Annotated in this window: 1 rRNA gene; it reads right to left on the bottom strand. The window is 55.9% G+C overall.

Going from position 1 to position 513, the window contains the following annotated elements:
• Nucleotides 1-185: 185 nt before the first annotated feature.
• Nucleotides 186-513 (bottom strand): 23S ribosomal RNA (locus J3473_RS19365); the annotation flags it as partial.

Below are 513 nucleotides of genomic sequence, written 5' to 3'. Positions count from 1 at the left end.
GGACCACACAGCTATTGTCACCAGGGAGAGGGTGGAGGGTCGCAGTGCTCGGTGTATTGAGTTGCGCGCACGCTCTCGTTGGTTTGCTTAGGACGGCAAGCCGTCTTCAGCGGATAGGTTGGGATAAGTAGCGAGTGAGCCGAACGTCACGACGTTGTCGTAAGTCCAAGGCCACTTGAGGTTATATGGTCAAGCCACACGGATCATTAGTACTGGTTAGCTCAATGCATTGCTGCACTTACACACCCAGCCTATCAACCACCTGGTCTTGATGGTTCCTTCAGGGGAGCCAAGCTCCCGGGAGATCTCATCTTGAGGCGCGCTTCCCGCTTAGATGCTTTCAGCGGTTATCGCTTCCGAACATAGCTACCCGGCAGTGCCACTGGCGTGACAACCGGAACACCAGAGGTTCGTCCACTCCGGTCCTCTCGTACTAGGAGCAGCCCCTCTCAAATCTCCAACGCCCACGACAGATAGGGACCGAACTGTCTCACGACGTTCTGAACCCAGCTC

This window comes from Phycicoccus sp. DTK01 (genome assembly GCF_017312765.1).
Taxonomy (GTDB): Bacteria; Actinomycetota; Actinomycetes; order Actinomycetales; family Dermatophilaceae; genus Phycicoccus; species Phycicoccus jejuensis.
The sequence above is the reverse complement of the archived record's forward strand: the minus strand, read 5'-3'. Positions and strand labels throughout refer to the sequence as shown.